This is a genomic window from Streptomyces graminilatus, assembly GCF_001418565.1.
GTDB lineage: Bacteria > Actinomycetota > Actinomycetes > Streptomycetales > Streptomycetaceae > Streptomyces > Streptomyces graminilatus.
Map to the genome: position 1 here is coordinate 1 of NZ_LIQQ01000320.1, position 6,518 is coordinate 6,518.

Sequence of the window (6,518 nt, forward strand, 5' to 3'; positions counted from 1 at the left end):
GAGGCCGGGCGCCTCCAGGTCCCAGTCGACGGCCAGCACACGCTTGCCGTTCGCGGCCAGGATCCACGCGGTGTTGGCCAGGGCCATCGTGCGGCCCGTGCCACCTTTGTACGAGTAGAAGGTGATGATCCGTCCGTCCTGCACGGCCGTCATGCTTCTCCTCCGTTGTCGTCTCCCGCCTCCGGGAACGGCGGGTGGGTGGGGCCCATCAGACGGGGCCGGGGCACGTGCGGGCCGGCGGGCGGGTGAGCCACCGCGTGCTTGAGATACTGCCGGGTCGTGTGCGCCACGACGGCCGGCAGGACGTCCGTGAAGGCCTTCAGGCTGGGTACGCCGTTGACGGCCATCCGGCAGTCGGTGCGCCGGCCCCGGTCGAGGATCAGCGGCAGGGTGCGCTCCAGGTCCGCCGTCAACTGCTTGCCCTCCTCGCTGTGGCACTGAAGGTCCGACCGGTTCCACGGGACGATCGCACTGATCCAGGGGCGCGCCCCGAGGTCGAACTTCCGCAGCCGTTCCCGGCGTTCGGGGTCGGTGAGCGCCCACCGGTCGACGAGCAGGATGCCCGGCCGGCCCGGCGGCGCCTTCTCCAGGTCGTCACCGGTGGCGTCGGCGGGCCCGTCGTCGCCCTGCCCGCCGGGGTCCTCGTCGTCGAAGGAGGAGATCGTGATCCGGTAGTCCAGTGACCGGATCAGCTCCTCGGCGAGCGCGGGCAGCGGCCGGGTGCTCTCCGAGTGGTACGGGTTCCAGTCCTGCGCGTCTTCGCCGTACGGGCGTTTGTCGCGATGCTCGGGAAGGTCGTCCCGGGTCGGCGCGGCCACGGTCAGATGGATGCGCCTAGGGCCCTCGCCGCGCGGCTTGAACGCGCTCGGCGTGGACTCGTACGGCCGGGGCCGCGCGGCGGGCAGCGGCGAGTCGTGGGCGACCCGCACGATCCGCTGGGCCAGATCGAGCACGATCTCCTCGTACTCGTCGTGCAGCCGCTTCAGCTTGATCAGCCCGTAGATCCCGTGGGCCGCGTACCGGTCCCCGTAGGCGGCCTGGTCGAAGTGGATGTGCCGTACGGAGTCCGGGAGTTGACCGTAGTCGACATGCGTCCACATGGCCGGGACGATGGCGGGCACGTCCCCGGCACCGGTGTTCCTGGCGCGCAGGATGCGTTCATGGAACGCGAACCATTCCCGCCCGCACATCTCGCTCGTGAAATATCTTGGCGAGAACAGCGGCACGAACACCCGGCAGGTGGCGAGGTTCTCGCTGAGTTTCTCCGGCCAGCCGTCCCCGGAACGCATCTCCCGGTCCATGAAGCCCGCCGCGCCCGCGGGCAGGTCGGTGAGTGCCATGATGTGGTCGCACAGATCCGTGAAGAGCACGCGCACCCAGTGGTCGGGGTCGCCGTTGCCCGCTCCCCAGGCCGGTGTGTGCGCGTAACTGAGGAAAAAATAGGGCCGGTTGTCCGACCGTTGCTCCCGTGCGGGTGTGTTCACGCGCCCCCCTGCCCGCTGACGATGCCCTCGCCCCGCCGACGGCGTCATCAGGCCGGACCAACAATGTGCCCGACGACCCGCTCGATGGTGCCGTTCGTTTCACGTCATTCACTGGCGATATCCGGACATCCGGTCCCGCGCGAAGTCGACGGCGGGCCGCATCTCGACCAGAGTCACTTCCCGTCCCGCCAGCTCCCCGGACTCGACCAGTTTCCGGGGCAGTTCACCGCCCAGCGCGGCGAAGCCGCTGTCGTCCAGCGCGGTGTCCTCGTACGAGGTCCAGTTGCCCTTCTCCCCGACGACGCACTCGTAGGTGCGCCGGGGCCGGGGCGGATCCGTCCGGTACTCGGCGAGATGGAAGGCGCTGCACACCCCGAACCCCACGCGCAGCAGCAGGACTTGGGCCCCCGCCTCGTACAGCCGGGCGAGCGGTGAACGCTCCCCGAGCAGACAGCACGGGTCGTGCCCGTCGAGGAGTTCGGCGGCGCGCGGGCCGATACCCGCCATCGAGGTCTGCGGATGGGCGCTGCGCACGGCGCCGGGGCTGGTGCGGACACACTCGGCGAGCACTCCCATGCTGTCCCGGCAGGGCGAGGTGACCGGCTCGTACGGTGGCATCGAGGCCTCGTACTCCGCTCTCTCCCGCTCACCCAGCCCGCGTGTCAGGGCCCGATGGGCGCGCGAGGTACGGGAGTTCTCCTGGGTGAACGCGGGCACGACCAGTGTCCCGGCGGGTCCGAGTACGTCGAGCAGCGCGTCCCGCACCTCGGTGTCCCGCAGCCCGCTGCCCCGGAGGGAGGCGTGCACCATCAGGACGCCACTCCGGCGGATGGCCAACGTCCGTAACAGTCCGGCGAGTTCACCGGAGGCGGCGGTGGCGCCCGCCGGTCTCCTCTCGCCGCCCGGCGCCCAACTGACCTGCCGGCGCGGGGCGTTCTCCCGGAGACTCGATCCCTTCCGCGGCAGGGCGAGTTCGCCGGTGACGGCCGTGCCCGTCCGTTCCTTCGGGTTGCTCGGCGGGTGACCGGGCGACTCGTGCGGGGTGTTGCCGTGGGGACCCGACGTTCCTGGCGGCAGGGTGTCGCTGACGTCAGCCATGTCGGCCCGACTTCTCCCGCCACTCGGCCCACAGTTGGGCGCAAAGGGCGGCACCGGTCCCGGTGAGCTGTCGTTCCGGCTGGGCGGCCAACTCGGTGAGCGCCCGGTGGGCCTCCTTGAGGGCGACGGCGTGGCCGTCCGTGTCGGGGCTGTGCGAGTCGCACTCCCCGCAGGCCGACGCCAGTGCCTCGCTCGCCTCGTCCAGCAGCCGCCCGGCCGGGCTGCCCGGTACCGCCAGATCAGTCGTCTCGCGCAGTGCGGCGAGCCGCGCCAGCCGCCCGAGCCGTGGCAACTGCCGTACGAACTCCTCGGGTTCGGCATCGACGGCCACCCCGAGGGCGCCGGGCGCATGCCGGCCGAGCTGGACTCCGGCGCCCTTGGACAGCGGGGTGACCACCGTGGCGACGCATGTGTGCGGATCGCCCCGCCAGCCGGGCCGACGCTCGTCCAGCAGCGCGTAGCACCGCGTGAGCAGCGCGCGGAACTCGTCCCGCTCACCGGGGGAGAGCGGCCCGGCGACGGGAGCGGCGAAGCAGTCGCGGAACGGGTCGGCGTCGTCGACGAGCGGACGGCCGTGATCCAGGGGATTCCAGCGCACGGCCCCGGACGACGAGCCCGCACCGCCGCCACCCAAGGGCACCCGCACCTCATCCCCACCCCCCTCGTGCCGTACGAGAAGGCCGTCCGCGTCGGCCGTGACCTCGACCCGGCCAGGGCCGGGCAGCTCCAGGGTGCCCAGGGTCGGCAGATGCAGCACGGCGGCCGGATGTTCCCAGGCCAGCGTCGTACCGGCCCCCGACCGCACGGCCGAGGCCACCACCAGCGGGGCGAGCAGGGCCGGCTGTGCGGGCCCGCCCCAGGCGAGGCGCAGCGCGGCCCGGGTGTAGGGATGCGCGAGCACCGCGTCCAGTCCAGGTGCCGCGCGGTCGTCGGCGTCCAGCCGCAGCAGAGCCTGCCAGGCCTCGGCCCAGTCGTCGTCGGGTGCCGCTCGGTCGTTCATGAGCCTCAGCAGGTCACGCGTCAACTCGCCCTGTGCGAAGGCAAGTTCGTCGAGGTCATGGACGGCTGGGGTGAGTGCGCGCTCGGTGATGCGCTCCGCGACGCCCTCGACGAAGGCGCGCAGGTCCGCGCAGAACACGGACGGATTGTCGAAGCCCCGCTCACCGCTGTACCGGTGCGCGTAGAGCCCGCCGCCGCAGGACTCGACGACCGGGCATCGGCGGCACGTCTCGCTGACGCCCTCGATGCCCGACTGCCGTGCCTGTACGCCGGGATGACCGGCGTACTCCTCGAAACCGTGCTGGAAGACGTCGTACCCCGTCGCCGGAGCCCCGTCATAGGCGACCTTCAGCGAGTCGGCCCCCTCGATGCCGCCGTCGGTCTCCACGACCGCCAGATCCGACGGGGCGAGCCCCATGGCCTCGGTGAGAGGGGGGCCGCCGCGCAGGGTGCTGAGCACCGAGTCGAAGGTGCGCACCTTCATGGGGCGGCCCTGTTCCTCCCAGCGGTCGAAAATCCTGAGCAGCCATTCGGCGTACGGAGTCGGGGAATCCGTAATTCCGGGAGGCGGCGGACTGTCCCATGTCGAATGCGGAAGAAGGTAATCGATAGCGGGCGGATCAAGTGCGGTGAGCGCGTCATGGACGGCGACCGGGTCATTCTTGATGTCGACGGTACAGAGCAGGCCCATGTAAAGGTGCCGGTACTCGGGTGCGCGCAGCCGCTCGATTCCCGCCAGCACTTTGTCGTAACTGCTGCGTCCTCGGCGATCGAGGCGATGCCGGTCATTGGCCGGACGATCACCATCCAGAGAGACGCCGACCTTTACCCCGAATTCCCGGAGTACTTCCAGTTGGGGTCTGTGCAGCAGCATTCCATTGGTGTGCATGCGGAGGTCGAGGGTGGTGACGGGAGACAGGATGCGGGTGAGTTCCGAACAGATACCGCGAAGGCGTCCGGGGCCCACGAGAAGGGGCTCTCCGCCGTGCAGAATGACCGAAACGGATTCCAGCCGGTGGGCCTCCGCATAGGACGAGAGGCGTTGGGCGACGTGTGTGACCGTGTCCTCGGAGATCACCGTGGGCCGCGATTTCCAGCTCTGGTCGGCCAGCTCGTACATATAACAGTGATCGCAAGCGATGTTGCATCTGCTGTGGATCTTCAGGACCAGTTCTTGGATTTGGGTCACCCGCGATAGCCTAAGGGTCACCGAGCGGCTATGGTGCCACCAAGTCCTCATTCCTCTGGGACGGTTGGGGCGCCCGGGTGTGCGGGGCCAGGGTTCCCGGCAGTGGCTTTGCCGGGAACTCGCAGGTCGCTGGGCCTATTGCCGGTCAGATCGCGGCATTGAAGGTGATCGGCTTTTTCGAGGCCCAACCCGCGGCGTCCGTCAGACGTCCGGTTGACCTGACGGCGGCTGCCTTGTCGGTGGCGGCGGACATCAGTGGGGTGTGCCGTCGCTGCGCCGACCGGGAAATGGCCGATTCACTCTGGATCGTCGTGGCCCTGTTCATGGCTGTCTCATAGCTCCACTTCGTCGATGAACAGACCCAGTCCGTCCCGTCGCCGTCGTACGGGGGACGATCCTGGTGGATCTGTAGACGTTTTTGAGACAGGCTGAGACCTGTGTGGACACTTCTCGCGCGGACGCTACCACGCGGCACAGTCCACCGCATACCGGATGCGTGCTCTTCTCGCGCACCTGGGCGAGAATTTCCACAGGGTGTTCGCTTCTAGCCGTACGGGGGGACCATGCGGACGGGAACTCCAGGGCCCAGTGTGACTTTGAGTGACAGTGATCTGCCGCCGCTCTTCCGGATAAGTGACCATCGTGCGCTGGTCAGGCAAGGTGAATCGTTTCGCGCGGTGCGCACACAGTTAGTGACGCTTCTCCTGGCCACGACGGCCGCCATGCTCGCGGAGCGTCTCGACAGTCATATTCCAGCGGCATTGGCGGCGGTGCTGTACGCGCTGACCATCGCCGTCGGACTGCACACCGCCCGCCGCCGGGCCCGGGCGCACTGGCGGGCCCACCGGGACGTCGCCGAGCTGCTCAAATCGCTGGCCTGGCAGTACATGGTGCACGGCGGGCCCTTCCACTCCCGGGTCGCCGATCCCGACGGACTCTTCGCGGAGCGGCTGGAGGGGAGACTGGCGGAGCTGAGGAAGGTCGGCTGGGTCGACGACTCGCGCCACGGGACCCGCGCCCGGGGAATCGACCAGATCACCCCGGCCATGCGGGCGGTTCGCGCCAAGTCCTTCGCCGCGCGCCGGGACATCTATCTCCGCGACCGCCTGCTCGAACAGTTCGTCTGGCACCGCGAGAAGGCGGCCCAGACGCACCGGGCCTCCGCCCACTGGTCGTCCATCACCGCCGTACTGACCCTGTTCGCACTCCTCTCCGCCGGCCTCAGGGCCCTCGGGGTGATCGGCGGCTGGGACCTCACCGGCCTGCTCAGCGCGGCGGCGGCAGCCGGGGTGGCCTGGCAGGAGGTCCGCAGGCACCGCCCACTGGCATACGCGTACGCCCTCATCAAGCAGGACCTCGACACCCTGCGCATCACGATGACCAAAACGGTGACGGAGGCGACCTGGGCAAACGCGGTGGCAGAGGCCGAACACCTGGTCTCACCGCAACACACGGACTGGGTGATCAGATTCGGCTGAACGACCTGGCGGCGTCACTGCTGCGGCACGCGCCCCGTCAGGGGCGCGGGGAACTGCGCGACCAGCCCCCACCGGCGCGCGGGTTCAATGGTCCGGAGATCCGGCGGCGTCACTCTGCGGGGCGCACCGGGGATGGGCGCGGCACGCGCCCTGCCAGGGGCGCGGGGAACTGCGCGACCAGCCCCCACCGGGCCCGCAGGTTCGATCGTCCGGAGATCTTGGGGCCGGGTGCCCGAAGATCCAGGGCCCCGAAGATCCAGGGCCCCGAAG

At 69.8% G+C, this 6,518-nt stretch carries 6 protein-coding genes; 1 reads left to right on the forward strand and 5 read right to left on the reverse strand.

The annotated features are described in order from the left end of the window. From AOK08_RS48935 to AOK08_RS26240, 5 genes are all read right to left on the reverse strand, one after another. Positions 1-153 (reverse strand): ParA family protein (locus AOK08_RS48935; RefSeq protein WP_157876797.1); only part of this gene is annotated, 153 nt, incomplete at its 3' end. After that, positions 150-1,484: a TIR-like protein FxsC gene (locus AOK08_RS26225; protein ID WP_241827098.1), complete on the reverse strand. Its 1,335-nt coding sequence runs from the start codon at positions 1,482-1,484 to the stop codon at positions 150-152. The genes AOK08_RS48935 and AOK08_RS26225, both read right to left, overlap by 4 nt. Before the next feature lie 108 nt (positions 1,485-1,592). Further along, the gene (locus tag AOK08_RS26230) at positions 1,593-2,582 is read right to left on the reverse strand and encodes an AAC(3) family N-acetyltransferase (protein WP_338400153.1); all 990 of its coding nucleotides are present in this window, start codon (positions 2,580-2,582) and stop codon (positions 1,593-1,595) included. Continuing rightward, entirely contained in the window at positions 2,575-4,821 is a 2,247-nt protein-coding gene (gene fxsBH / locus AOK08_RS26235) for a radical SAM/SPASM protein FxsBH, inactivated beta-hydroxylase extension form (protein WP_055530506.1), read from the reverse strand. Before fxsBH ends, AOK08_RS26230 begins: the two co-directional genes overlap by 8 nt. Before the next feature lie 94 nt (positions 4,822-4,915). Beyond that, complete coding sequence (locus tag AOK08_RS26240; RefSeq protein WP_055530508.1) at positions 4,916-5,095, reverse strand: hypothetical protein; 180 nt, start codon at positions 5,093-5,095, stop codon at positions 4,916-4,918. Between the two features lie 238 nt (positions 5,096-5,333). Here AOK08_RS26240 and AOK08_RS26245 point away from each other — a divergent pair, with 238 nt between their 5' ends. Then, positions 5,334-6,248 (forward strand): DUF4231 domain-containing protein, encoded by a 915-nt coding sequence (locus AOK08_RS26245; RefSeq protein ID WP_055530510.1) that lies wholly within the window; start codon positions 5,334-5,336, stop codon positions 6,246-6,248. The last annotated feature ends 270 nt before the right edge of the window (positions 6,249-6,518 follow it).